A 25,149-nucleotide genomic window follows, 5' to 3' on the forward strand; every position below is an offset into this window, starting at 1 on the left:
CGCCGAGGCGTCATCGTATTTTCATGCGCAGCGGGTTTCATGGTGGGTGTCCCGCTGCCGATGCGTCTTCACGTTCGGCGCGGGAACCGGGCGGAGCCTGTGGGCTGCGTCTCCACTTTTACCAGTTCTACCAGTAGCGAGGCTTGCGACCAACCATGCAAGCACCGGCAGTCACTGTACTTTTCTGGTGTCCCGCAGAAGGATAAAACAATGACCGTCAAGGCTACGAACAACCAAGGCGTCGACGCCAAGGGTGACTCGAACTCCATCAAAGATTGGGATCAGGCGGCCGAACAGGCCAAGCAGGCAGGCATTCGCTGGGACAGGCCCGCGGACGACAAGCGCTCCGCCAAGGAGATCATCGAGGACAGCCCGCTGCTCAAGAACCTGGGCAACCAGAGTGGCGTCAAGGACATGCTCAGGGAGCGCGTCGGTGATTTCGAGAACGACCCCGATGCCGCCTTTCGCGCCGCTCAGGTGCTCGAACATATCGAGAAGATAGACAGCAGTGGCAACCGTATCGTCAGCGACAACGTCGATAACGGTCGGGTCGATGGCTTCACCAAGGGCGGCGATGCCAAGCACGGCACCGAAGCTGGCCGGCTGCAGGATTTCGGCAAGTATGGTTTCGACCATCTCGAGGGCAAGCTCAATGACGTAAGCACTGCCGCCGATGACCAGGAAGCCCGTCAGCAGGCCGAAGCCGTCGGCATTCAATGGCAACGCCCCGAGGGTGACGAGCGCTCGGCGCAGGACATCATCGACGACAGCCCGCTGCTCAAGAACCTCGGCAACCAGAGTGGCGTGAAGGACATGCTCAAGGAGCGTGTCGGTGATTTCGAGAATGACCCGGATGCCGCGTTCCGCGCCGCTCAGGTGCTCGAACACATCGAAACCCTCGACGGCTCTGGCGACAAGATCGCTGGCAAGGATGTCGGCAATGGCAGTGTCGATGGTTTCACCAAGGGCGGTGATGCCAAGAACGGTACCGAGGCGGGTCGCCTCCAGGACTTCGGCAAGTACGGCTTCTCGCACCTGCAGGGTGAATTGCGCAACCCCACCGCGGCTGCGGACAACAAGGAAGCCAGGGCGCAGGCCGAGCAGCTGGGCATCATCTGGGAGCGGCCGAAGAACGACGAGCGCACCGCCCAGGAGATCATCGACGGCGATCCGTTGCTCAAGAACCTCGGCAACCAGAGCGGCATCAAGGACATGCTCAAGGAGCAGGTCGGTGATTTCGAGACCGACGCCGATGCCGCCTACCGCGCCTCCCAGGTGCTGGAGCACATCGAAACCCACGATGCCGACGGCAAGGTGCTCACCGGCGGCGATATCGGCAACGGCAAGATCGACGGTGTGACCAAGAGCGGCGAAGCCAAAAACGGCACCGAAGCCGGGCGCCTGCAGGACTTCGGCAAGCATGGTTTTTCCGCCCTCAAGGGCCCCGAGCCGACAGAGGACAGCAAGATGGATTTCGCCCGTGAAGCCGCCGGCCTGCCACCCGCCAGCGAACTCGATATCGTCAATCTCGAGACCACCACCGTCGACCCTAAGGACAAGAACGGCAAGCTCACGGTCAGCGAGATGACCTGGCAAAACCTCATGAAGGACTGGAAGGCCGGCATCGACAACGGCAGCATCGGCAAGGATGACGACCGCGCCAAGCTCTACAACGCCTTGCGCGCCCAGGCGGCTACCGAGAGCGGCCTGGACATGGTCACCCTCGATATATCCATGGGCAAGAGCACTGCCAAGGCCAACGGCGATGATCTGTCGGCGATCATCGACGGCACTAAGCTCGACGAGCAGATCGGCCAGCTGTTCGGCTCGGAAAGCGTGCAAAAGGATTTCAGAGCCCAGCAGGACAAGGCGCTGGATGCCTTACCCGACAAGGACGGCGTATACAAGAAGCTCGAAGACACCGCGTTCTCCGAAGAGTACTCGCTGTACATCGACGACCTCAGGGAGAAGAACCTGGGCGATCTGGCCGAGGCGGACATCGCCAAGACCTACGCCTCTCTCGCTGCGTTCAATCCCGACCGGGCCGCGGAATTCTCGCAGCACATGATGATCGATGCGACCACCATGGATCTCGACAAGCTGATGGCCGACCCTTCGCTGATCAGCGCAGACAACACCGCCCTGGCCACCCAGGACACCATCAAGACGCTGCTCACCGCCCTGAAGAAAGGCGGCATCGACATGACCCGCCGCACCGTGGAAACGGAGCGCTTCGTTCAGGAGTTTCTCGGCAACAAGCAGACCGCCAAGGCCTTCGGCGATGCCCTGAAGGAACTGGGTGCCACCTTCGCCAAGAACGGCACGGTGACCCCGGCCGACATCGACAAGGTGATGGGCAAGGACGTCTACAAGACCCTGGGCGAGGGCGCTCACGGCAGCATGCTGAAGACCATCACCGAGCTCAACGCCAATGGGGCACTGGGTTCCACCGGCGGCTTGATCTCCCTGGCTTCGGGCATCTACCAGCTGGCCGGCAAGGGCGGCACCCTGGCCGATACGCCGGAAGAGCGCCTGGCCATCGCCAAGGACTTCGTCAGCGTGCTGGGCGCCGGTCAGCACTTCGTCAATCTGGGCAGCAACATCTACGACAACATCCGTGGCACCCAGACCAACCAGATGCTCGGCCTGGACAAGTCGCTGCCACAGATCTTCGGCAAGGATGCACCCGGCGGCGCCGGGCACAACATGAGCGTGATCCAGGGCGAGGTGAAGAAACTCTACGAGGACTTCAACAGCGCCGTCGATGCCGCGCCCATCGACAACAAGGAGAAGCTCGCCGAAAAGCTCAACATGTCCGACGAGCAACTCAAGACCATCAACGATGGATTCCGTGATGGCTTCGCCAAGAACCCCGGGCTTAACGGCAGCACACCGACCAGTCGCGGTATTTCCGCCTTCCTGCGGGTTATGGATGCCGGCGCCAACAGCTTCACCGGCGTTGCCGATCTGGTGCTCGGCGGCCTGAAGATCAAATCCGGGGTGGGCAGCAACGACAAGGTCGCCATCGCCCAGGGGGCGATCACCGTGGCTGCAGGGGCCTTCAACGTCGCCGGCGGCGGTGCGCAGATGGCGGCGCTGATGGGTTCCAACGCCGCCAGAGCCCTCGCCGGGCCGCTGCTTTGGGCGGGCGCTGCGTTGACCGTGGCGCTGACGCCGTTCCTGATCGTCGAAGACATCAAGCACAGCAACCGCATGGACGCCCACCGCGCCGACCTCGATCAGCTGTTCAAGGCCGACCTGGATGCCCAGGGGCTGCTCACCGAGAACGGCCTGCAGCGCTACGAGTTCCTCGACGACTACATGTACAACTACGCCCAGCGGGACGCGCCGGATGACCAGAGCATCTTCGAGTACCGCGAAGAGGAGTACGAGTTCTACCGTGAGGAAGGTCGCCTGCCGGAAAACGGTTGGGATCACCTGGTGCACGATGACTACAAAGGCGATGGTGCCAACCTCGACACACAGATGGCATAGGGAATGTAGCTGCTTGTAGTCACCTCACGCTCGGCCGGCAAGGGAGCAACTCCGCCGGTCGGGCTATCGCCTGGATCGCAGTGCAAGGCGATCCGCACCTGCGTGGAAATGGAGGGCTCTCAGCTGCCCCTTTCTGCGTGCAGCCAGCGCTGATGCACAGGCTTCACTTACGACGTCCAGTTGTCATCTAGGCCGCTACGCTAACTATCAGAAGGTGCCCGACTACACGGACACCCTCACTAGAAACTACTATCGGCCAGGAGTTGCTGCTGACGAACATCCGGTAATGGCGGGGAATAAGTTCCAGGTCGCTCACTTCGTTGCCGCAAGCACCTCAGCAACTTGTTTACGCAAATCACCATGTATGTCTTCTGCATAGGGTGGTGCCGCTTTCCAGTCGTAGAACCAGGCCGGCATTGTGCGTTTCTCTTCCGGCTCTGTAGCGTAGCGGGGAAAGATGTGGCAATGCAGTTCAGGCTCTGAATTCCCGAGGATCTCGTAGTTCATGCGAAGAGCGCCGGTTACCTGTAAAACAGCGTCGCCGAGTCGGGCCATATCGAGTAGGTAGGCTACTCGGGCTTCCGCGTCCAAATCGTTCAGGCTTGCGACGACAGGGTCGGGCAGTAACAGGCAATAGCCAGGCAGAAATTGCACATCGCCCATGACAGCCCAACCGGAAGCCATTCGGCAGATGACTTTGTCGTTGTTACCGCTGCGAGCAAGCGCTACACGTTCAGTGATAAGGGCCATAGATTTATCATGTAGGTGAAGGAATTCGGACAGTACCGATGTGACGCTGCTTTCGATAGATACAGATCGGCCATGTTTATCGCTTACAGCGCTCTAGAGAGCGAACGGCTTTTGCTGAAAGCGGGCATCCTTCGAGGGGCTGAAACCGGCCAAAAGCGGTCATGGGGCAGGCTCGGGTAAGACGGTGGAAGCGGCCCCTGCAAAGTGTGGAGACTTTCCGAAGTACTCAATCAGGAGTTCGGTGAGGACTCTAATCTTCCGCGCAGGATGCTGACCTGGAGGGCGAACCAAATACGCTCCCGCGGGCGGAGGCGGATAACTCGTCATGATCGGCACCAGTGCCTCCGAGGCGAGGCTGTCATGAGTGAGGCAATCGGGCAGGTAAGCAACCCCCAGGCCTGCTACGGCGGCGGCAACAAGTGCTACGCCGTTGTCTGCCTTGAATCGTCCCTGGGGGCGAACAGAAATAACCTTCCCGCCATCCATAAATTGCCAGGCCTCGGTGCCCTGCATCAGGGCCTGATGGGAGGCCAGTTCCTCTGGCCGTTGCGGTGAGCCATAGGCATTGATATAGCCTGGGCTCGCGACCAGCTGGACTCCGATCGGGCCTACGCGTCTGCCTATGAGGTTGGAGTCATGAAGGTAGCCGACCCGTATGCCGCAGTCGTATCCCTCGGCAATTAGATCTACAAAGCGATCGCTATAGCAGGTCTGGATGTTCAGCTGTGGGTGTCGGCGCGCCATCTCTGCTACCACCGGGGCAAAATGCGTCGGCCCGAAAGACAGCGGTGCGGCAACACGCAGACGACCACGGAGGGGGCCCGTGGGTAGAATTGCTTCCCGCGCTAAATCAATCTCGCCACACGCCTTGGCGGCATGGTCGCGGAATGTAGCACCGGCTTCTGTCAACGTCGCGCCGCGGGTGGAGCGTGTCAGCAGCTGCACGCCAAGCTCCTTCTCTAGGCGCGCGAGTCTCCGACTGACGATCGACTTGGCTACTCCAAGCCGAAGCGCAGCAGACGAAACGCCTCCGGCATCGGCAACCTCGACAAATGTCAGTAGATCTTCGATATCCAACTTGGCGTTCCTCTTATCGCGACACAGCTAGTCGAGCGATGCTACTACCGGTGTGATTAAGGGAACAGCAATATGACGTTCACAGGCAACGACGCCGCTGACGCATGGCTCCACCCCCTATTCGCTGTAGTACCAGGTTCGTGATCGTCGTCTGAGCACGTGCGACATCCAGCCCAACTGCATGCGTGGATCACATCAATAACGAGGATCAAGCAATGACGAGCGAAACGATTCGTAACCCCCACACCGACCAACTTCTGACGCCCGATAACTCGGCTTTTATTATCATCGACTACCAGCCGATTCAGGTGTCCTCGATCCGCTCGATGCCGCGCGAGGAACTGGTGTTCAACATCACAAGCGTCGCCAAGGCGGCGGTTAACTTCAATCTGCCCATCATCCACTCGACCGTCAACGTTGGCACCGGTCGCAACAAGCCACCTATTCAGCAACTGCAAGACGTGCTCGGCCACTTGCCTACCTACGATCGCACCTCAATCAATAGCTGGGAAGACAGCGAATTCAAACAGGCGGTTAAGGCCTGCGGGCGCCGCAAACTGATCATGACAGCGTTGTGGACCGAAGCCTGTCTGGCCTTCCCGGTACTCGACGCGATCCAAGAAGGTTTTGAGGTCTATATACCGGTCGATGCGGTCGGCGGAACCTCCCTTGCCGCGCACGAAGCGGCATTGCACCGTATAGAGCAGGCGGGTGCCAAACTGATCAGCCGCGTGCAGATGTACTGCGAACTACAGCGTGACTGGGCGCGTGAGGCGAGTGTTCCGGGCTTCATGGGCGTGTTCGAAAACTTCGACGGCTTCAACGCCGAAAAAAAGGCCAACTAAATAGGAGTTCCTCCTGCCTCGCTAACGAATGAAGGTGATAGTCAATGCGACCGTCACCTTCATTGCAGCAAGACGTGCGCGTTTCACCTTTGGTGGTTTTATGCCTGGAGAGTTGGAGCGGGTCGAGATAGCCACTGGCCAGAGACTAGATGATCGACCGCTTATGGCCGATTGCAGCCGGTCATGCAGGCAGTTAAGGGCCAATAGCTGTCGTTGAAGGACGCCGTGCCATCGGCTCTAACCGCAATCAATCCGGCTCTTGAGCAGGTCGGCGAGTCAGATGTCTCCCACCAGGACAGCCTCGATACACGTCAGCGTTGGCAAAAGTACTTGGGCAATGCGTTCTGCCTTGGGCGTAGGTAGGACACCATGAGCCGTGCGCAAAAACAGCGGGTCATCGAAAAGCTGGCGTAGACATGCCAATGAGCCACTCACTGCGGGCTGATGTACATCCAGGAAATTCGCGGCTCGAGATACGCTGCCCTCGCGAAAGATCACCATAAACACAACCAGTAAATTGAGATCAGTCTTGGCCAACAGGTCTTCGTTGAACTGCATCGCGCCCACTCCGGTCAGGAGAGATGAAAGATATTGAAGTCGATGCGGCTAACCTCGCTGCACTCCAACAAGCCCAAAAAGCCGTGTAACGCCGGGTGGGTAAAATGCGCTTCCATCGCAGAGCGCGACTTCCAGTGCCCACTGACAATCCAGACGTCATCGTCTCCCTGACTACGGGTTACCCCATACGCCAGGCGGCCTGGAGCATCCGCCAACTGGTCAATAATCTCGCCTAAAGGCGCCCTCAGGCTCGGCGCAAGCCCAGCCACCGCATGGATCTGCACGGTGTTGATCGCTTCTATTACCACGTGGGTTGCTCCTTGAGGGCGCGGGGTCAGGTCGTGGGGTTAGCGCTCCACTCAGACCTGAGAAGCCCCACCATCGGCAAATAGCTCGATGCCGTTGATATAGCTGGCAGCATCGCTGGCAAGAAACGCCGCCACCGCTGCAATCTCCTCGGGCTCTCCAATGCGTCCAATCGGGCTTCTTTCGTTCAAAAACGCCAGCGCGTCGGCGGCGTTGTCACCAAACATATTACGCAGCGACTCGGTATTGGTTGGCCCTGGGCTAACGATGTTCAGACGGATGCCAGACCCCTTGAGGTCGCTGAGCCAGCTGCGTACCAGGTTGCGCAGCGCTGCCTTGGTCGCGCCATAGATGCTCAAGCCAGGACCCGGATCCATCGACGCGGTTGATCCTACAATCACGACCGAGGAGCCCTTGCCCAGCAACGGCAACGCGCTTTGCAAGGTGAACACCACGCCTTTCACATTCACCGCAAACTGCTGGTCAAATTGTTCTTCAGTGATTTCACCCAGCGCAGCCAGCACACCAAAACCCGCGTTAGCCACCAGTACATCTAGGTGCCCGAAACGCTCGGCGACTTCGCTGAATAGGTAAGCAAGGTCTGCTGGTAGCGAAACGTCCGCCGCAATGGCCACCGCGTCGTTGCCGATAAGCTGAACCGCTTTGTCCAGTGCCTCCTGGCGCCGGCCAACCAGGATTACCTTCAAGCCGTCATCGGACATTTTTTTCGCGATTGCAAAGCCGATTCCGGTAGCGCCACCGGTGATGAGGGCAATTTTTTTCGTGGATACATCAGTCATGGGTATTCCTCGCGCACAGCCGCCCGCAATCGCGCGGCAGGGTTATAAAAGGGATATTTGGAGGGGCGTTACACGGTGCGCTGGCGCATTAAAGGCCAAGCGACCACTGCGGCCATTAGCGCCAGTAAAGCGGCGGCACCAAAAGCCATGGGTAGCCCGGAAGCTATGTTTTCAGGCAGCGAGGCCGCACTGAGCACGGCAGTGATAATGGCGATGCCGAGCGCGCCGCCGATTTGTTGATCCATTTGCAGCAAGCCGGAAACGCTGCCGCTGTGTTCGGCAGGCACTTCATTCATGGTCAGTACCGTGCCAGGGGTAAAAACCAAGGCAATGCCCACACTGTGTACCAGCATCGGCCCGAGAATCCCGCCGAAGTAGGTGCTGTGCTCGCCGATAAACGCAAAACCTAAAAAGCTCAGTGCCACCAGTACACAACCAATCACTTGCAGACGTTCGGCGCTGAAGCGTGTGATCAGCACGGGCATGAAATGGGTGACGGCAAATACGGTGCAGGTGACTGGCAGGTAGGCCAACCCTGCCACCAGCGGGGCAAAGCCGAGTACCGTTTGCAGGTACTGCACCAGAATAAACAGTAGGGAGAAATGCACGCCGACAATCAGTGCCATGATGGCGAGGGCTCGCAACCGAGCACTGTTGCGTAGCAGGTTGAGGTCAAGCAGGGGTTGCTGGACATGGCGCTCTATTTGCCAGAACGAACCGAGCAACAAGGCGGCAGTGAGGAAGGACAGGAGGGTCACAGAAGAGGCCCAGCCCTGCTCAGCAGCATGGATAAAGCCATACACCAGGGCGATGGAGCCGAGGGTGGCTGTTAGCGCGCCGCCGACATCGAAGGTCGAGGGTTGCCGGTCGGTCTCGTCCACCAGGCGCCCGATCAACAGCAGCACTACCGCACCCACAGGGACATTGATAAGCAGCGACCAGCGCCACGACCAGTACTCCGTTAGCCAGCCGCCAAGGATCAAGCCCGCCGAAGCGCCCACGGAAGACACCGCGATAAAGAGCCCGAGGCCTCGATTTCTTTCAGCTTCGTCTCGGGCAATATTGGTGATCAAAGCCAGCACGCTGGGAGCCGCCAGCGCAGCGCCGACACCCTGCAAAACACGCGCGCTTACCAACATATAGGCGTCCTGCGCCAATCCGCCGAGCAACGAGGCGACTACGAACAGCGCAATGCCTAGCTGAAAAGCCCGCACTCGGCCAAACGCATCGCCCAATCGACCTCCCAGTAGTAGCAGCCCTCCAAAGGCCAGGGCGAACGCATTGGGAACCCAGGAGATTGTTGCGGCCGAAAATGCCAGGTCGCCCTGAATGCGCGGCAAGGCCACCATCACAATCAGAAAGTCCATCTGGAGCATCAGCTGCGCAGCGAGGATGACCGTCAGGGCCAGGGCAATTGAGCGGCTTGGTTTAGAGGAAGTCGCAATAGAGGTGACGGGGGTGGCGCTCATGGCAGGTCCTGATAGGAGTCGGACGAGCGCCGCCTGAGTATCGGCGCCGCACCCGTCTCGAAGTTAATATGTAGCGAACACTACATAGACCTGGGCGGATACGCAACGCTTTTAGTGGTTGCTAAATAAAATTATGGTTTTCCTCGCTTGTTTGCACCTTTATGTAGCGGTCGCTATAGTTAGCGCGCCAACTGCCCGAGGTTTTCATGAACGACAAAGCCCGCCTGCGCCGCCCCGCCTTTGACCGCGAAGGCGGTGTGGCGATTGCCCAGACGCTGTTTCACCAGCGCGGTTATGACGCGGTGAGCCTGTCGGATTTAACCGACGCTCTGGATATCAAACCGCCAAGTTTTTACGCTGCTTACGGCAGCAAAGCCGAACTATTCGAGCGCGCGATGCTTCGGTATGCCGGCGAAAATGCCTTACCGCTAGACACCTTGTTGGCGCCAGAGCGTCCGCCGGCAGAGGCGCTTACAGCGCTGTTGGTGACTGCCGCCAAACAATACAGCCGCCACAGCAAGTTACGCGGCTGCATGATCACGGAAGGTACTCGGGCTGATGACCCAGTCGCACGAAAGATGGCTGATGACCTAACGAAGGGCGGCCTTCAAGCGATTCGTAGATACCTGGATGGTGTAAAGCCCGAGGCAGCTCAGGCGCTGTCGGATTATATCGCGGTGACTTTGCGCGGATTGTCCGCGGCATCGTGTGTCGGCCTCTCGCGGAACCGTCTAATCGAGGTCGCCATCATGGCTGGCCGGTTTCTTAGTCACGAGTTTCGAATGCAAAGCTAGCGCCACTGGTTGCGTGAACTTATCTCGCGCATCCACGCCAATCGTCGCTTTTGGGCGATCGCTGTCGATGCACGAAGAGCTGTGATCGGCCAATAGCGCACATGTCGGGAATGGTTTTTACAAATCAGTAGTCCATGTGCCGGGAATGCTCTCAGCAAACCCAGTGCCAAACACCTGTGCCGGCGTCGCAAAGCCCTGTCTGACCTCACCGCCCAATACCCTGCGCGCCGCCTCTACTGCGGCCAGAGGCGTATAGGAATAGCCGTTCACTGTCCCGATCACCGAGCGCGCCACGGTCCCGTCAGCGCCGGTCACTTCAGCGACTGCGCGAGCGGGTTGCTCCAGCCGCTGCTCGGCGCTTGGGCCATCAGGGAGTCGTGCCAGATCACCTGTAGGAAACGCATCACCGGTGACGTGAACGTACATGGCGATATTGGGGATGGCAGTCGAGTACCAAGCGGTGATCAGGTCACCAAAGGACAGCGGTGCGCAGAGGACCGGGCCGTCGCCAAAGTCGAACAACTGTGGCTGGGCGTCGGGCGTGGCGACCAGTCGCCCATCGATCCGCGCCATCAAGCCTGCGCCGATGATTTCGCTGGCGCTGATTGCTGACCCTCGCGACATGCACCCGGCCACCTGAAGCGCAACACGCAGCGATTGAGGGCTACGCACACGCTGCGCTACATGCATGGCCAGGCAGTCGGTTGGCACCACGTCCCAGCCAACACCGGGCAGCAGCATCACCCCCGCTTTGGCGGCCTGCACGCTGAGCCGCTCAGCCAATCGGTAAACGTTGATTTCGGCGGTGATGTCCAGGTAGCTAACACCGGCCTCGATGCAGGCGTGCATCAAGGGATGCGCGGTGAGTGCAAACGGTCCCGCACAGTTCAGCAGTACGTCCACTCCTTCCAAGGCGCTACCTAGCGGCTCATCGAGCGGAAAGACCCGATAGGGAACGCTCAGGCGCTCGGCCAACTTTTGCAGTTTGGCGGCATCGCGGCCGGCAATTTCGACGTTCAGCCCAGCGGACTTGGCTTGTTCTGCAACCATGGCGCCGGTGTAACCCGCAGCGCCGTATATCAGTAGTTTTTTCATGCGCTGTGCTGCCATTTTTTGTAGACGAATTCGAGGCTATAGCCGTCCGGGTCCAGCACATTGGCGGCGTAGTACTCGGGGTCGTAGTGCAAACGGGCGCCAGGCGGACCGTTGTCTGTGCCGCCGGCCTGAATAGCGGCGGCGTAGGCGGCATTTACCTGCGCGCGGCTATTGGCGACAAAGCCGATGTGCGCCGCGCGCCCTTCAACAACGCCTTCGCGCAGCCAGAAAAATACGCGCCCGTTTGCCCCAAACCCCTTGAGGTCGGGATGGCCGGGCGGGCCATCCTTGCCGTCGTAATCAAGACGGCTGGTGATGCCCAGCGGTGGCAGCGCGGCGCTGTAGAACGCGATGGAGCGCTGCAGGTCTGCGACAGAAATAAAGACATGGTCAAGCATGGTGTTTTCCTCGTTTAAAGGGGGTGTGTGGAGGGTTCTAAACCATGTAACCGCCAGCAACCTCAATGGCCTGAGCATTGATCCAGGCGCTTTCTGCCGACAACAACGTGGCGATCACTCGGCCCACATCTTCTGGCTCGCCGACCCGGCCCAACGCGGTTTGCCCGGCGAGCAACGCCTCAAATTCATCGTTCAGGCCGCCACCCAACTCGGTACGAATGGCCCCTGGCGAGACGGCGTTGGCGCGAATCCGACGTTCGCCAAACTCCTTGGCCATGTAACGGGTCAGCACTTCCAGGCCGCCTTTGAATGCGGCGTACGGCGCAACGCCCGCCGTGGCTACACGGGTCGTGGCGCTAGTGAGGTTGACGATGCTGGCGCCGTCGGCCAGCAACGGCAGCAGTGTTTGGGTCAGAAAAAACGGGCCCTTGAGGTGAACGTTAAATAGCCCATCGAATTGCGCTTCGCTGACCGTCGCGATTGGATTGAACAGACCGTAGCCGGCGTTATTGACTACACCGTCGAGGTGCGCCACCTCCCATACCTGCTGCAAGACCTGCTGAACCGTTTCAGCAAAAGCGCCAAAGCTGCTCACGTCGGCGACATCCAGTTTCAGCGCAACGGCTTTGCCGCCACCTGCCCGAATCTGCTCGACCACTGCCTGCGCCGCTTTCGGGTTGTTGTTATAGGTCAGGACAACGCCCATACCTCGTTCGGCGCACAGGGTGGCGGTACTGGCGCCGATGCCACGGCTGCCGCCGGTGATCAGAATGACGCTCATGGTGTGCTCCGATGTCGATTAGATGAGGTGCCACAGTAGCGACCACCCTGCGCAGCCACGCAGCCATTCCTACTCGAAACCTGCCTGTTTCTGCTTTTTGCTTGCACTGCCTACCCGCTCTGGCGTCAGATGCTCAGCATGAACAATCAACTGAACGAACTCCGGGCGCTGGCCGCCCACGCCGAGAACCGGCGTACGGAAACCGGCATTCCCCGTGTCGCCATGGTGCAAGGCGAAGTGCCGGAACATTTGTTGGCCGCTGTGTACGACCCGATGATCAACCTGATTTTGCAGGGCAGTAAGTCGATGACCGTGGGCGACCGCACCTTGCGCTACGACCCGGCGACTTACTTTGTGATGTCCATCGAGTTGCCGGCCGTGGGCAAGGTGCACACCGCCGCCACGGGCGAGCCGTACCTGGCCGTGAGCCTAACGTTGGACCCTACGATTCTCGCCACGCTGCTGGCAGACCTGCCCATACCTGCCGAGCGGGTTGCGCAGGAAAATGGCTTTTCCGTAGCCGCAGTGACGCCCGAACTCATGGATGCGTGGGTGCGTATGTTGCGACTGATGGAGCGCCCGCAAGACATCACCGCACTGGCGCCGGCGTATGAGCGGGAAATTCTCTACCGTGTGTTGCAGGGGCCTCAAGGCTGGATGCTGCGTGAAATCGCAGCCCCGGATACCGCCATGGCCCGAGTAAGCCTGGCCATCCAGTGGATTCGTCGCGACTTCGCCGAGCCCATTCGTGTCGACGACTTGGCTGAGAAAGCAGCGATGAGTGTGTCGGCCTTCCACCGTCATTTCAAAGCAGTGACCAACTTGAGCCCATTGCAGTATCAGAAGCGCGTTCGGCTGCTCCAGGCCCGCACGCTGTTGGTGTCCAGTGCCAAGAGCGTCACCACGGCGGCCTATGAAGTGGGCTATGAAAGCCCCACCCAGTTCAGCCGCGACTACGCCCGTGTTTTTGGCTTGCCGCCGGCGCGGGATGCCGCGCGAATTTTGGCGGACACACGGGCTTTGGCTGTTTAGCTGCTTGCTGCCAGTCGAGACGCCGCGATGTTTAAGCGTCTACGGATGCCGGCGATCCAGACAGCGTGAATGCGACAGTATCAGCGGCTTGAAGAGGCATCTTGGGTTCGCCAATCCAAGTCGCTAGATAAGCAGCGTCACCAAGATATGCAGCCTATATGACCGTCCGCTTTTGCCGCCGAAAATAGCCGGTCAGATGGGACGGGGCGAGCTAATAGCTACCTAGTTTTCGCCAGTAATAAGTCACCAGACAATGGGTTTGTCGTCCCAAGCCCAGAAGGTTCCGCTGTCTTCCGATCCATGTGCCCCTACCAACTCGATAATGCGATCCGCTGAGAACGCCGGTTCGAACAATTGTCCATCTGGCACGTTCGCTTGAAATGGCTGAGACAGAGTCGTGTTGGTCGTGCCTGGATGTACAGCCAGGACAGTAGAGGCAGGATTCAGGCGTTTCAGTTCGATACTGGCCGTGTGTAGCAACTGGTTGAGTGCCGCTTTACTGGATCGGTAGCTGTACCAGCCACCCAATCGGTTATCGCCAATAGAGCCAACTCTCGCGGAGAGCGCCGCGAAGGTAGAGGGCTGCTTGCGCAATAACGGGAGTAGGTGTTTAAGCAATAGGATCGGCGCAAAGGTGTTGGTCGCGAAGCTCGCTTGCATGCTCGCAAGCGTCAGTTGTGCAAGACCCTTTTCTGCTTTTGCACCGTCTTGATGAAGAATGCCTAGCGTGCTGATAACGAGGTGTAGATGATCACATTCTTCACGCGTCTCGCTCGCAAGCGTTTCGAGGGATTGCTCATCGCGCGCGTCGCAGTCGACTCGTTTCAGGCGTTGGCCATACTGTTCTGTAAGCTTTGCCAGCTCTGGGGAGGTGCTGGCTTTTCGCGCTACTGCCCATACCCGGGCCACATCATCGCGAGCAAGCAAAGCTGCGCACAGTGCCAAGCCAATACCTCGGCTGGCTCCACATATGAGCACATCAGCTTCGCTGTTCAGTTCGGGAATCAAACTCATAAGGCACCTCGAGGGGCATGGCTGAAGTGTTATTTATGACTTGGAACCAGAAAAAGGGCAGATTCGTTTTTATCTTAAATGGCTTCAAAAGGCCGTAACCGGACATCGAAGCCTGTGACAGTGCCCCTGCGCGCCAACTGCGATTACATATCGATCAAGCGGGTTATTTAGCGGTAAACGGCAGCCCAGTGGGGCTGCCGTTTACCCTGGTTAGTGCCCCAAGATCAGCCCAGCCACTGGGCGTGACCAAGGACTGCTGTTGGCCTGAAGCCCAAACTTATTTGGAGACCTCAGTCACTGATCCAGTGGCCAGTCGGATAGGGCCTTTGACTCATCTGCGCCTCACGCCACCTCAAGCGCTGTAACGATAGCTTCGTTGAACGCCGGGATGTCCTTGGGGGTACGCGAAGTAATCAAGGCCATCCATTGGCTTGGCATTGCTTGACCTCAACATCTACCCAACCCGCAGCACCGGCATTTTCCAGATCGAGCCTGACGCTGGGATAAGAGGTGAGCGTCTTACCATTGATAACGCCAGCGTTGATTAGCAGCCACGGCCCATGGCAAATCGCAGCGATTACTTTGCCCGCATCGGCGAACTCCTTTGCCAGGCGCTGGGCGTTTTCATCCAATCGCAGCGTGTCGGCATTGACCGTACCGCCTGGGATTACCAGCGCATCAAAATCCGACGCCTTGAGGCCGGCCAGCGCAACCTGAGATTCGACCGTGCGATCTTTCTCAGTGTCCTGAACGAACGTCTGGGTCGTTCCGCCGTCACTTGAGCCATGGGTGACCGAAGCACCCTGTGCCTTGAGCGCTTCAAGCGGTTTGATCAGCTCATCCCGCTCGATCCCCGTATTCGAGGTGATGAACAGTACTTTTTTGCCTGCCAGTTGATTACTCATGGTGGTCACTCAGTCCTCTCATCAAGGTAAAAAGGAAGCGTGCGGCTGATGATTCTTCCGACGCGTTGAAGATGGGAGGTCAGAGCGGTTTTGAAAGTTCATCCGGATTCGTCCTGAGCAGAATGCGATGGATGAAGCTAGGAAATTCGGGGATTTCAAATTCGCGCCTGCAAGAGTTGAGCAGGTAAAACACATTGCCCGCGTGAACCTGGAGCCACGCAGACTAGGGCTTTCTGCGCCCTGATCCTCGTACATAACACGACTATCATCGGTGGCTGTTTGCAGTGCCTGATTGTCGGCAACGATGTACTGGATGGCTCATTTCTTCATGCGCTCTAACCTCCCCGCAGGCGGCGCTATGGCCCATTGATTAGTTCTGCTCATAGGCCCTTGCCGGTTTACCTGGCTAGTCCGGGCTCACTCCTTCGCTTAACGTCCCTCATCTGCATTGCAGTCACTGGCCTGCCGCTGAGTGCTGTGCATCCTGCCTTTCGCTCATACGGGTACGCATGATGAATCGACTCACCATCCAGTACGGCATGACGCTTTTGCTGGCGATGTTCGCCGAAATCGTCATGGCCGGAGCGACACCACCACAGGCCATCTCGAAGGCCAGTGAAAGCCGTGCCGCCACTGAGCGGGAATCCGAAGAAGGGCTTGCCACTGGGGCGGAAAAGCCTGTGGTGCTGGTCGTGGGTGCCAGCGGAAGCATCGGCCGATTGGCGGTGGCAGAGGCATTCAGGCGTGGCTACGAGACGCGCGCTTTGGTGCGTGATCCCGCCCAGGTATCGCTGTTTCCTGCAGGAGTGAAGGTGGTGGTTGGTGACCTGACTCGCGCCGAAACCCTGCCAGAGGCTGTGGCAGGCGTCAGCGCAGTCATCTTCACTCATGGCATCAGTGGCAACGATCCCAGTGGCGCGGAGGCGGTGAACTATGGGGCGGTGCGCAATGTTCTTGGCGTGTTGCAGGCGCCGGCACGGATCGCTCTGATGACCACTGTCGGTGTCACCAAACCCACAGTCGGGCATGACTGGAAACGTCGCGGAGAACGCCTCGTGCGTGCCAGCGGGCTGCCTTACACCATCGTGCGGCCCGGCTGGTTCGACTACAACGCCGCCGACCAACAGCGCCTGGTAATGCGCCAGGGCGACACGCACTGGGCGAGTTCGCCGTCCGACGGTGTGGTGGCTCGTGCGCAGATCGCCGAGGTGCTGGTCGCGTCCCTGACTTCACCCAGCGCGAACCGCAAAACCTTCGAACTGGTCGCGGAACGTGGCGCTGCTCAAACGGATCTCGAACCACTGTTCTCGGCGCTGCCGGCAGACCCCGCAGAGGGCTATGACGCCATACGGGATCAGGACAACCTGCCGCTGAGCCAGGAGCCGGACAAGGTCGTTGAGGAACTCGATGCTGTCAGCGTCCAATTCGATAAGTGAGCCGGATGCCGCGAACCATGGCGTTGAGCTGTGAGGGTGTAGAGCGCTGGCCAGTGCTGGTCGGGAAGGGGGAGTGGCATCTGCCAATCTGCGCTTCGGTGCTTAGTGGTAGAACCGAAGCGCGGGTTGGCGGTTGCTCATGGTGACCGCGGGCTTATCAGCCCTTCGTGCGATAGCGCTCTGCCGCGCTGGCCATGCGTATATCGGATAGCAGCAGCTGGCGTGATGCGTCCAGGGCATCCCAGCGTTCGGCCACATGCAGCGGCGGGATGGTGACCAGCTCGCGGCTGTCGAAACCGGCCAGTGCCGCGTCGACCAGTTCATCCACCTTCATCAATTCAGGGAGCGTGTTGATGTCGATGCCGGCGCGTTCCCAGATCTCAGTGTGGGTGCCCGCCGGTAAAACCGCTTGTACGTAGACGCCCTTGGGCGCTAGTTCCAGGCTCAGCCCCTGGGACAGGAACAGTACGTAGGCCTTGGTCGCTCCGTAGATGGTCATACCGAATTCTGGCGACAGCCCGACAACCGAACCCAGGTTGACGATCGAACCTTCGCCGGCCTGCGCCAGGCGCGGTGCAATGGCGTTGGCTAGCCGCGTTAGGGCGGTAATGTTGAGGGCGATCAGGCGGTCGATGGACTGTGCGTCCTGTGCCACGAAACCACCGGACTGAGCCAGGCCGGCATTGTTGATCAGAATGCCGATGCTGGCGTCTTCGCGCAGGCGGGCCTCGACCACAGCCAGATCGCTGGGTTGGGTGAGGTCAGCGCGCAGCACGTCGATGGCAACCTTGGTTTCCTCGTGCAGGCGCGCAGCCAGGGCTTCAAGACGAGCCTGGTCACGTGCGACCAGGACTAGGTTATGGCCGCGACGTGCGAAGCGTTCGGCATAAACAGCGCCGATGCCGGAGGAGGCGCCGGTGATAAGAACAGTAGAGATAGTGGTCATGTGCGGTGCCTGGATAAGGTGTGAATCGGCCGGCCAGAAAGAGGGCGGCTCCTGTGTTTGAAGAGACTCGGTTCAGCCCAGCGTTGGGTAATCGGTGTAACCCTTGGCGCCACCGCCGTAGAGCGTGGTCGGATCCAGCTGGGCGAGCGGTGCATTGGTGCTGAGGCGCTCGACCAGATCCGGATTGCTGATGAAGGGGCGACCGAAGGCGATCAGATCGGCCTTGCTCTGCGCGAGTCGGGTCGTGGCCAAATCCAGGTCGTAGCCGTTGTTGGCCAGATAAACCTGCTTGAAGCGGCTACGCAGCGAGTCATAGTCGAACGGCGCGTTATCGCGTGGGCCGCCTGTGGCGCCTTCGACCACGTGCAGGTACGCCACGCCGAGGGCGCTGAGTTGTTCCGCGATGTAATCGTATTGGGGCTGTGGCTGGCTGCAGCTGATGCCCGAGGCCGGTGAAACAGGCGAGATGCGCACGCCCGTGCGCTGTGCGCCGATTTCCTTGACCACTGCCGCCGTCACTTCCAGCAGCAGGCGTGCCCGGTTTTCGATGGAGCCGCCGTAACGGTCGGTGCGCTGGTTGGCGCCATCCTTGATGAACTGCTCGAGCAGGTAGCCGTTGGCACCGTGGACTTCGACGCCGTCGAAACCGGCGGCGATCGCATTGGCGGCGGCTTGGCGGAAGTCCTCGATGATGCCTGGCAGCTCCTCCAGCTCTAGTGCACGCGGTTCGGACACGTCGTGAAAACCGTTGTTAACGAAGGTCTTGGTTTCAGCGCGGATTGCCGAAGGCGCGACCGGCGCTTTGCCCCCTGGCTGAAGGTCAACGTGCGATACCCGGCCCACGTGCCACAACTGAACGAAGATGCGGCCGCCTTTGGCATGCACCGCATCGGTCACCTTGCGCCAGGCATCGATCTGTTCAGGGGTATAGAGACCGGGGGTGTTTTGATAACCCTGAGCTTGCGGGGAGACCTGAGTGGCTTCCGTGATGATCAGGCCCGCCGAGGCGCGCTGGGCATAGTAGGTGGCAGTCAGGTCAGTGGGTACCAGGCCATCGCCCGCCCGGTTGCGGGTCAATGGGGCCATGACAATGCGATTGTTGAGCGTCAGTGCACCAAGGGTGAAGGGGTCGAAGATCGTCTTGTCGGTCATGCCATGCCTCTACGTGATGTGGGGAGCCGGGTGGGCTTCAGTGAAGTGGCTTTAATGATTATGTTTGTAATCATAAGTGTCAAGAATTTTGATTTAGATCGACATCAATGTAAGATCGCGCTCTAGATTGCCGCCATACAAGCGAGGCCAAACACGTGAAAGTCAGCAAAGCCCAGGTGCAAGCAAACCGTGCGCACATCGTCGAGACGGCATCCAGGCTGTTTCGTGAGCGTGGTTACGATGGGATCGGCATTGCCGACCTGATGGCTGCTGCGGGCTTTACCCATGGCGGCTTCTACAAGCACTTCGGTTCGAAAGCGGATCTGATGGCTGAAGCGGCGGTTTATGGGCTTGAGCAATCGGCAGCACAAACGGCTGGTGCCGATTTATCCGAGTTCGTGGGGCAATACCTGTCTCGCAGCCATCGCGATGAGCCGGGCGAGGGCTGCACCATGGCCGCGCTCTGTGGCGATGCGTCTCGTCAGCCGGACTTTGTCCGCGAGACATTTGCTGCCGGTATCGAGCGTCAGCTGGCCGCGACCGAGCTTGATGGAGGCTCGGCAGCCGAAGCACGAGCCAAAAGCATCAACACGATTGCTCATGCGGTTGGCGCCATTGTGTTGTCGCGAGCCTGCCCAGACGACAGCCCGCTGGCCCAGGAAATTCTAGATGTATGCCGCGCCCGGATACTCGCCACATTGGCACCGCCGGCGACGAGTGAGTAATCAAACCTGCTTGAGCGGGGTTTGAGTGCGTGGTGTTCGGCTGTAGTCGCGCGAGCAGGTCTGCTGCTTGCAGATCCCTTCAACGGCCTTCTCTGGGAAGGCGGCAGGCTTTAGTGTCTCCCCCACCTTGGGCTCATCATTGACGCTGCAGGCCAGGCAGATGTCGCCTGTTCTTCAGGCCTTATCAGTGCTGGTTGTGTGGGAGAGGGGGCTAGGTCGGAGGTGGCGCTGGTATTCAGCGCTTTTGATCGTCAAAGGCATGCTCAGGGCCAGGGAAAACGCGGGTTTTCGCCTCATCGGCAAAGTTCTTGGCCGCTCGCCGCAGTAACCCATGCATGTCCGCGTATTGTTTGACGAGGCGCGGCGTGCGGCCGTTGCGCAGCCCGGTCATGTCCTACCACACCAGCACTGGGCAGCGCCCTCGTTTCCGGCACCGATCCCTACTGTAGGGATCGCCCCCGCACGGCTGATCCCGGCAGCAACCTTTGTTGCGCACCATTAACCTTCAGGGTTTGGCGAGCAGCCGTGAGGCGTCGAAGCCCATGCGCATGTTGCCCCAGTGGCGACCGTCGAAAATGAACGGTACGTCGATCTCGGTCATGATCTCGCCGGTGTCGCGCAGGTAGGTCTGCAGCAGGAAGCGTTGGGTGTTGGTTGCTGCGCGCAGGCCGACCGGGTCGGAGAACATGCGCTTGTTGCGGCACACCGGCAGGTCGACGGCGCGATTGCCGGTGGGCGCTTTCGACACCCAGCTGTTGTTCACCGGGCAGTAGCCTTTGTTGTCGACGATAAAGGTGACGATGCCGCCCGACGTGCCCTTGGTCAGCTTGTCGATCTCTTCCTGGCAGATCTGCGCGAAGCGCTCGGTGTAGCCGGTCATGTACTGCTTGGGATCGGTGTTGGGAATCAGCCGGTAGTTCTGGTCGAACAAGTTCACGCCCTCGCGCTGCAACGCGGCCAGGCGAACCTGCAGGATGTCGCGGCACTGGCTGGCGCGGGTGATGGCGGCATCCAGTTCGCCTTGGCCGAGCACGAAGCGGCCGAGCAGCGTCTGCACTTTTTCGGCTACGCCAGAGAGATCGCGGGTGGCGGTGGCGGAGCGCTGCATGCGCTCGTCGATGGCCTGGCTGTCGGCGTGGATCTGCGTGACCCGCTCGTTGATGCCGGTGTTGGCATCGGCCACCTGCTGGATGTGCTCGGCGATTTCCGCGAGCTTGCCGTTGGTGGATTCGAAGTCGACGATCATGCTTTCGAAATGGCCAGTGGCGCGTTCGACCACCACTTGGGTTTCCCGCGCGCTGGTGCTGATCAGTGCGGTCTGCTCGTGAGTCGAGCCCACTTCCTTGAGCATGGCGTCGATGTTCTGCGAGATGTCGCCAGTAGCGCGGCTGACGTTCTGCGCCAGGGTGCGTACTTCGTCGGCGACCACGGCGAAGCCACGGCCGCTTTCGCCGGCGCGGGCGGCTTCGATGGCCGCGTTGAGAGCCAGCAGGTTGGTCTGCGAGGATATCTGCTGGATCAGCCCGACCACCGACTTGATGTTCGAGGAGCGCTCGTTGAGTGCGGACACCAGCACGCCAAACTCGTTGAGGCTATTGGAGATGGCGCCGATATTGCCGGTCACTTCCAACAGTTCGGCGTAGGAGTCGCGCGCCATGCTGAGGTTCTGTGCGGTGGTGCCGGAGATCGCCTGAGTCTGCTGCGACACTTCTGCGATGCGGCCAACGGCGCTGTTGCTTTCGCTCATCACTTCATTGGCGAAGCGTGCCTGGTGGGTGGCACTTTCGCTGGAGTCGCTGATGTTCTTCAGCGAGCGGGCGGACTCCACGGCGATCTGCACGGTGAGTGCCTGCACATTACTGATGATCTCGCGTTGCTTGGCCAGGAAGCGGTTGCAGGTGCTGGCCAGGGTGCGGATTTCGTCGTGGGTCAGCAGCGGCAGATCGCGGGACAGGTCGCCTTCGCCGTTGGCGATTTCTTCCAGGGCGCGGGTCATGTTATCGACCGGCCGCACGATCAGATGGCGGAAGTACCAGACCATGAAGCTGACCATGCCCAGGGTGAACAGCGCACTGAGCAGCAGCGCGTTGCCGAGGGTGTCGAGCTTGGCTTCGATGCGGCTCAGCAGGGCGGCATCGATCTGCGCGGCTTGCAGTTGCTGGAGGATGTCGGCACGCAGGCTGGTAGCGACCCAGAACAGCAGACCACTGACCACCACCAGCAGGAAAAGGCTGGATAACTTCTTGGTCAGGGTATCGAAAAAGTGCATCTCGATTGAATCGTAAAGCGACTTCAACGACTGCATGCCGCAGCTCCTGGCAAAGAAAACATCCGTGGGTTTCTATTTATTCGACCAGCAGTGCAGAAGCTTTAATGGCCAGCGCAGCTTTCGGCGACGTTACGCGCTTTATCCAAGGTAGTTGTCCGCGCGAACGACGCGCAGTTTAGTGCGTCGATTCACGCAATTAAAGCGCCATCATTAGGAAAGTAAGGTTATTGACGACCGATACCGGCGCCAGGACCGGTATCGTCGTGAGTTGCATTCGCTGCCTTGGTGCCAGTGTCGCGTCACCGATCCGCTGGCGGCATTGCCGATTGCATCGAGCAGGGTGGAGGACGCTTGCCTGCGCGGCCCGATCCACCCTGCATGGCTGTGACGTCGCCGGGTGGGTTAGCCGCGCAGGCCGATCTCCACTTCCTGGGCGGTCCAACCTGCAACACGGTCGCTGAGGGACAGACCGAGACCCGGTCGCGTCGGTACCAGCATGCGCCCGTCACGGGTTTCCAGGCGCTCGTTGAACAGCGGCTCCAGCCACTCGAAGTGCTCGACCCAGGGCTCGGTGGGGTACGTCGCGGCAAGGTGCACGTGCAGTTCCATGGCGAAATGCGGGGCCAGCATCAAGCCCGCCTGTTCGGCCATCGAGGCGATTTTCAGGAACGGACTGATACCGCCAACGCGAGGCGCATCCGGCATCAGGTAGTCGGCGCCACGGGTCTTGATGAACTCGGCGTGCTCGGCAACGCTGGTGAGCATTTCCCCGGTGGCGATCGGCGTATCGAAGGCTGCCGCCAGGGCTGCGTGACCTTCGGCGTCATAGCAGTCCAGCGGTTCTTCGATCCACACCAGGTTGTATTCTTCGAACTTGCGGCACATGCGCTGGGCGGTCGGGCGATCCCATTGCTGGTTGGCGTCGACCATCAGCGGGAAGTCGTCGCCCAGGTGGCGGCGTACGGTGCTGACGCGTTCGATGTCGATAGCCGAGTTGGGTTGGCCGACCTTGAGCTTGATGCCGCCGATACCTTTTTCACGGGACAGATCCGTGTTCTTCATCAACTGATCGAGCGGCGTGTGCAGGAAGCCGCCCGAGGTGTTGTAGCAGCGCACCGAGTCGCGCTGAGCGCCCAGCAGGCGTGCCAGGGACAGGCCGGCGCGCTTGGCCTTCATGTCCCACAGGGCGACGTCGAAGGCCCCGATGGCCTGGGTCGACAGGCCGCTGCGACCGACCGAGGCGCCGGCCCAGCACAGCTTGGCCCACAGCTTCTGGATATCGCTGGGGTTCTCGCCGAGCAGTGCCGGGGCGATTTCTTTGGCATGGGCGAACTGGCCGGGGCCGCCCGCGCGTTTCGAATAACTGAAGCCAAGGCCGCGATGGCCGTCCTTGCTTTCGATCTCCACGAACAGCATGGCGATTTCGGTCATCGGCTTCTGCCGTCCGGTGAGCACCTTGGCATCGCTGATCGGGTTGGCCAGGGGCAGGAACACCGAGGCGATACGAATCCAGGCGATCTGATCCTGGTCTGCACAGCCTTGGGAAAGGGGTTGTTCGCTCACGTTGATTACCTCGCTTGACGTTTTTGTTGGTGCCGCCAGGTGGTTCAAATCACTGACGTGAATCCGGACGTTAAGCTGATTAGGTAATCATTCAAGGGAATGGGCAGAGCTTCAGGGCTGCTTCGAGGCGGAAGCGGCCGGTCGCGTAACTTGTAGGAGGGGCCGGGCGGCGATCCGCTTTAGCCGCGAGCTTTTTATCAAGGCAAACAAAGAGCTCGCGGCTAAAGCCTCTCCCACAAAAGCAGCAGCGCTCTATGTCCGCTTCCGCCCCTAAACAGCCAAAGCCGAATGAAGTAGGTGCTGGATATGTGAGTCGACTCTCACGCACTTTGCCGTTCAACAATGCTAAAGCCGGTATCGATGCGTACTTTCACCGGCTCTTCATGGGGGTGATCGAGGCGTTGCACCAGCGCACGGGCGGCCTGCACGCCGATGTCCGCGCCGTTGATGCGCACGGTGGAGAGGGCGGGGTGCAGGTGAGCGGCGCTGCTCAGATCACCAAAGCCCATCACGGCCAGATCCTGCGGCACGCGAATGCCCAGCTCGGTGGCTTCCTCGAGAATGCCGTGGGCCAGGGTGTCGGAACTGCATACCACCACATCGGGGCGTTCGCCGCCTGCCAGCAGGCGCTGCAGGCCCTCGCGGCCAAGGTTTACCGTCGCCGGCGGCGGCAGTACCACGCGAGGCACCTGGGCAATCCCCTGGCTTGCCAGTTCGCGGATCAGACTCTCGCAGCGGCGGTGGCCGCGCGGGTCATCCAGCGTCACCACGGCGAAACGGCGGTAGCCCTTGCCCATCAGGTAGAGCGCGGTGGCCACCCCGACCGCCTCGTGGGAAAACCCCACCAGCATGTCCAGCGGCCGCGGCGCGAGATCCCAGGACTCGACGATCGGAATGCCCGAGCGCGACAGGCGCGTGCGGCTGGCCTTGGTGTGCAGGGTGCCGGTCAGCACGATGCCATCGGGGCGCCGCCGCAGGATGGCGTCGAGCAGCTGTTCTTCGCGCTCGGCGCTGTAATTGGTCAGGCCGATCAGCGTCTCGTGGCCGGCTTCGGTGAGGGTGTCGATCAGCGCCTGCACCGTGTCCGAGAAGATCGAATTGGCAACCGTCGGCACCAGCAGGGAAATCAGCCGGCTGCGCTGCTCGGCCACGCCGGTGAGCATGGCTGGCACGTAGCCGGTCTTGTGCACGGCACGAAAGACCTTTTCGCGTAGTTCCGGGCGGACGATCTCCGGCTGGTTGAGGGTGCGCGACACGGTGATCGGCGAAACTCCGGCGACCTTGGCCACGTCCGCCAGCGTCGGCGGCTTGCCTGGGGCGGTAGAGGAGCGCCTGGCGGGCGCTCGATCATCGTCTCGCTGCATCCTGTGTTTCCTGGCCAATCCGGGGTCGGGCGATGTTATCCCAGCAGGCGATGCCATGCTGTATGGATCGAGGCAGCTGCATGGCGATGATTGACGGCTCGACGCTTCGATGGTCAGATGCGCGCCAGTTTCAGGTGTCCCATGCCGCCGTGCATGGGGTGAAACGGGAAGCCGGTTCGTCATTGAGAGGTCACCTCCAAAATGATCAGTCCGGCGCTGCCCCCGCAACGGTATGCGAGCGAAGCATTCGATTAACCACTGTGCCACGGCATGGGAAGGTGAATGCTTCATGACCCTCGTGAGCCCGGAGACCGGCCCGAAACTTCTGTTTGGCAAACCCGCGGTGGGCGGGCGCAGGCCGGTTTCCGTGGGCTT

General features: G+C 60.2%; 22 protein-coding genes, 1 pseudogene and 1 riboswitch. Of the genes and pseudogenes, 6 read left to right on the top strand and 17 right to left on the bottom strand.

The window, feature by feature from the left end:
• Positions 1 to 210: 210 nt before the first annotated feature.
• Complete coding sequence (locus K5Q02_RS13040; RefSeq protein WP_225831106.1) at positions 211 to 3,495, top strand: hypothetical protein; 3,285 nt, start codon at positions 211 to 213, stop codon at positions 3,493 to 3,495.
• A 312-nt stretch (positions 3,496 to 3,807) separates the two neighbouring features.
• Here the strand turns inward: K5Q02_RS13040 and K5Q02_RS13045 are convergent, their stop codons facing one another.
• Both K5Q02_RS13045 and K5Q02_RS13050 read right to left on the bottom strand, forming a co-directional pair.
• Positions 3,808 to 4,245 (bottom strand): HIT family protein, encoded by a 438-nt coding sequence (locus K5Q02_RS13045; protein WP_225831108.1) that lies wholly within the window; start codon positions 4,243 to 4,245, stop codon positions 3,808 to 3,810.
• Between the two features lie 159 nt (positions 4,246 to 4,404).
• Positions 4,405 to 5,322 carry a LysR family transcriptional regulator gene (locus K5Q02_RS13050; RefSeq protein ID WP_225831110.1) on the bottom strand — a complete coding sequence of 306 codons (918 nt, stop codon included), beginning with the start codon at positions 5,320 to 5,322 and terminating at the stop codon, positions 4,405 to 4,407.
• Positions 5,323 to 5,537: 215 nt separating this feature from the next.
• Between K5Q02_RS13050 and K5Q02_RS13055 the strand changes: the two genes are divergently transcribed.
• Positions 5,538 to 6,167 carry a hydrolase gene (locus K5Q02_RS13055; protein ID WP_225831112.1) on the top strand — a complete coding sequence of 210 codons (630 nt, stop codon included), beginning with the start codon at positions 5,538 to 5,540 and terminating at the stop codon, positions 6,165 to 6,167.
• 276 nt (positions 6,168 to 6,443) lie between these two features.
• Here K5Q02_RS13055 and K5Q02_RS13060 read toward each other — a convergent pair whose 3' ends face one another.
• From K5Q02_RS13060 to K5Q02_RS13075, 4 genes are all read right to left on the bottom strand, one after another.
• On the bottom strand, positions 6,444 to 6,725 hold the full coding sequence (locus K5Q02_RS13060) for a LysR family transcriptional regulator (RefSeq protein ID WP_225831114.1): 282 nt from the start codon (positions 6,723 to 6,725) through the stop codon (positions 6,444 to 6,446).
• 14 nt (positions 6,726 to 6,739) lie between these two features.
• Positions 6,740 to 7,033 carry an antibiotic biosynthesis monooxygenase family protein gene (locus K5Q02_RS13065; RefSeq protein ID WP_225831116.1) on the bottom strand — a complete coding sequence of 98 codons (294 nt, stop codon included), beginning with the start codon at positions 7,031 to 7,033 and terminating at the stop codon, positions 6,740 to 6,742.
• Positions 7,034 to 7,084: 51 nt separating this feature from the next.
• Positions 7,085 to 7,831: an SDR family NAD(P)-dependent oxidoreductase gene (locus tag K5Q02_RS13070; protein WP_225831118.1), complete on the bottom strand. Its 747-nt coding sequence runs from the start codon at positions 7,829 to 7,831 to the stop codon at positions 7,085 to 7,087.
• A gap of 68 nt (positions 7,832 to 7,899) precedes the next feature.
• Positions 7,900 to 9,300: an MFS transporter gene (locus K5Q02_RS13075; RefSeq protein WP_225831120.1), complete on the bottom strand. Its 1,401-nt coding sequence runs from the start codon at positions 9,298 to 9,300 to the stop codon at positions 7,900 to 7,902.
• A 206-nt stretch (positions 9,301 to 9,506) separates the two neighbouring features.
• On the opposite strand from K5Q02_RS13075, the gene K5Q02_RS13080 reads away from it, so the two are divergent.
• The gene (locus K5Q02_RS13080; RefSeq protein ID WP_225831122.1) at positions 9,507 to 10,094 is read left to right on the top strand and encodes a TetR/AcrR family transcriptional regulator; all 588 of its coding nucleotides are present in this window, start codon (positions 9,507 to 9,509) and stop codon (positions 10,092 to 10,094) included.
• 117 nt (positions 10,095 to 10,211) lie between these two features.
• Here K5Q02_RS13080 and K5Q02_RS13085 read toward each other — a convergent pair whose 3' ends face one another.
• The 3 genes from K5Q02_RS13085 to K5Q02_RS13095 are packed head-to-tail and all read right to left on the bottom strand — an operon-like array spanning position 10,212 to position 12,368.
• On the bottom strand, positions 10,212 to 11,189 hold the full coding sequence (locus K5Q02_RS13085) for a saccharopine dehydrogenase family protein (RefSeq protein WP_225831125.1): 978 nt from the start codon (positions 11,187 to 11,189) through the stop codon (positions 10,212 to 10,214).
• Entirely contained in the window at positions 11,186 to 11,587 is a 402-nt protein-coding gene (locus tag K5Q02_RS13090; protein ID WP_225831127.1) for a VOC family protein, read from the bottom strand. The genes K5Q02_RS13085 and K5Q02_RS13090 overlap by 4 nt, the downstream gene beginning before the upstream one ends.
• Positions 11,588 to 11,624: 37 nt before the next feature.
• The gene (locus K5Q02_RS13095; protein ID WP_225831129.1) at positions 11,625 to 12,368 is read right to left on the bottom strand and encodes an SDR family NAD(P)-dependent oxidoreductase; all 744 of its coding nucleotides are present in this window, start codon (positions 12,366 to 12,368) and stop codon (positions 11,625 to 11,627) included.
• A gap of 138 nt (positions 12,369 to 12,506) precedes the next feature.
• On the opposite strand from K5Q02_RS13095, the gene K5Q02_RS13100 reads away from it, so the two are divergent.
• Positions 12,507 to 13,400 (top strand): AraC family transcriptional regulator, encoded by an 894-nt coding sequence (locus tag K5Q02_RS13100; RefSeq protein ID WP_225831131.1) that lies wholly within the window; start codon positions 12,507 to 12,509, stop codon positions 13,398 to 13,400.
• A 243-nt stretch (positions 13,401 to 13,643) separates the two neighbouring features.
• Here K5Q02_RS13100 and K5Q02_RS13105 read toward each other — a convergent pair whose 3' ends face one another.
• Positions 13,644 to 14,414: an SDR family NAD(P)-dependent oxidoreductase gene (locus K5Q02_RS13105; RefSeq protein WP_225831133.1), complete on the bottom strand. Its 771-nt coding sequence runs from the start codon at positions 14,412 to 14,414 to the stop codon at positions 13,644 to 13,646.
• Positions 14,415 to 14,756: 342 nt separating this feature from the next.
• A pseudogene (locus tag K5Q02_RS13110) lies at positions 14,757 to 15,319 on the bottom strand (type 1 glutamine amidotransferase domain-containing protein).
• A gap of 512 nt (positions 15,320 to 15,831) precedes the next feature.
• Between K5Q02_RS13110 and K5Q02_RS13115 the strand changes: the two are divergent.
• A complete protein-coding gene (locus tag K5Q02_RS13115; protein ID WP_225831134.1) occupies positions 15,832 to 16,755 on the top strand; it encodes an SDR family oxidoreductase in 924 nt (307 codons plus the stop codon).
• Between the two features lie 157 nt (positions 16,756 to 16,912).
• Here the strand turns inward: K5Q02_RS13115 and K5Q02_RS13120 are convergent, their stop codons facing one another.
• Positions 16,913 to 17,701, bottom strand: coding sequence for an SDR family NAD(P)-dependent oxidoreductase (locus K5Q02_RS13120; protein ID WP_225831136.1), 789 nt, complete (start codon positions 17,699 to 17,701; stop codon positions 16,913 to 16,915).
• Between the two features lie 72 nt (positions 17,702 to 17,773).
• Positions 17,774 to 18,853, bottom strand: a complete 1,080-nt coding sequence (locus tag K5Q02_RS13125) for an alkene reductase (protein ID WP_225831138.1) — start codon at positions 18,851 to 18,853, stop codon at positions 17,774 to 17,776.
• A 155-nt stretch (positions 18,854 to 19,008) separates the two neighbouring features.
• Between K5Q02_RS13125 and K5Q02_RS13130 the strand changes: the two genes are divergently transcribed.
• Positions 19,009 to 19,578: a TetR/AcrR family transcriptional regulator gene (locus tag K5Q02_RS13130; protein WP_225831140.1), complete on the top strand. Its 570-nt coding sequence runs from the start codon at positions 19,009 to 19,011 to the stop codon at positions 19,576 to 19,578.
• Between the two features lie 235 nt (positions 19,579 to 19,813).
• Here the strand turns inward: K5Q02_RS13130 and K5Q02_RS24590 are convergent, their stop codons facing one another.
• The 4 genes from K5Q02_RS24590 to K5Q02_RS13150 form a co-directional block, all read right to left on the bottom strand.
• The gene (locus tag K5Q02_RS24590) at positions 19,814 to 19,969 is read right to left on the bottom strand and encodes a hypothetical protein (RefSeq protein ID WP_442963924.1); all 156 of its coding nucleotides are present in this window, start codon (positions 19,967 to 19,969) and stop codon (positions 19,814 to 19,816) included.
• Positions 19,970 to 20,083: 114 nt separating this feature from the next.
• Positions 20,084 to 21,883, bottom strand: coding sequence for a methyl-accepting chemotaxis protein (locus tag K5Q02_RS13140; protein ID WP_225831143.1), 1,800 nt, complete (start codon positions 21,881 to 21,883; stop codon positions 20,084 to 20,086).
• Between the two features lie 366 nt (positions 21,884 to 22,249).
• The gene (locus tag K5Q02_RS13145) at positions 22,250 to 23,410 is read right to left on the bottom strand and encodes an L-talarate/galactarate dehydratase (RefSeq protein WP_225831146.1); all 1,161 of its coding nucleotides are present in this window, start codon (positions 23,408 to 23,410) and stop codon (positions 22,250 to 22,252) included.
• Positions 23,411 to 23,730: 320 nt separating this feature from the next.
• Complete coding sequence (locus K5Q02_RS13150) at positions 23,731 to 24,774, bottom strand: LacI family DNA-binding transcriptional regulator (RefSeq protein WP_225831148.1); 1,044 nt, start codon at positions 24,772 to 24,774, stop codon at positions 23,731 to 23,733.
• Between the two features lie 115 nt (positions 24,775 to 24,889).
• Positions 24,890 to 25,108: riboswitch (cobalamin riboswitch) on the top strand.
• Positions 25,109 to 25,149: the final 41 nt, after the last annotated feature.

It is taken from the genome of Pseudomonas sp. MM211 (assembly GCF_020386635.1).
GTDB lineage: Bacteria > Pseudomonadota > Gammaproteobacteria > Pseudomonadales > Pseudomonadaceae > Aquipseudomonas.